Genomic DNA, 620 nt, shown 5'->3' with positions numbered 1-620 from the left:
GATGTGATCAAATTCTAAATCACTATATTTGTATGATGAATGATAGGTTTTTCCAACATGTACTTCGCTAACGGGTGAACTATTGTTTCTAATTTGAACATTAGTTAATACTGGAGCCTCATCAGTAACAGGAACAGCAACGTTAGCGGTTAAGTTTGAGCAATACTCTTCACCACTAACGCCTCCAACTGTTACAGGTTGAATGCATGCTCTCAACTTGTGGCCTTCAATTTTAAGTAGCTCATCCCCAACATATTTAGATAAATCAATTGTGGCAGTATGAACAATACCATCTTCATCGATGACAATCTCCTGACCATTATTATGATCTACTTCTATTGTGCCTGCCTGGCCACTTTCATTCTGCCAATACAATAATGTTGCACCTTCTTCCTCACCTATGTTACTTCCAGAATCTGGTGCTGAATATGTATATGTAACTGTCAATATTGAATTAGTATCTGGGAGAGCTGGAGTTGATGTGATCTGCGAAACTATGGCTGTAGGAGGAGTAGGCTTGTCGTTAAATGGTCGAAGTGTATGCTCAGATACAGTACACACTGGAACACCTTCGTGCGGTTCTGATTCATCAAGATTATTGTACCCCCTTGGTACTACAC

The 620-nt window shown here is 39.7% G+C and carries 1 protein-coding gene; it reads right to left on the bottom strand.

Annotated features, from left to right (window positions below):
- Positions 1-561 (bottom strand): hypothetical protein (locus LG31_RS20915; protein ID WP_152598352.1); only part of this gene is annotated, 561 nt, incomplete at its 3' end.
- Positions 562-620: the final 59 nt, after the last annotated feature.

Origin of the sequence: Aeromonas lacus (assembly GCF_000764665.1) — a bacterium.
Taxonomy (GTDB): domain Bacteria; phylum Pseudomonadota; class Gammaproteobacteria; order Enterobacterales; family Aeromonadaceae; genus Aeromonas; species Aeromonas lacus.
The sequence above is the reverse complement of the archived record's forward strand: the minus strand, read 5'-3'. Positions and strand labels throughout refer to the sequence as shown.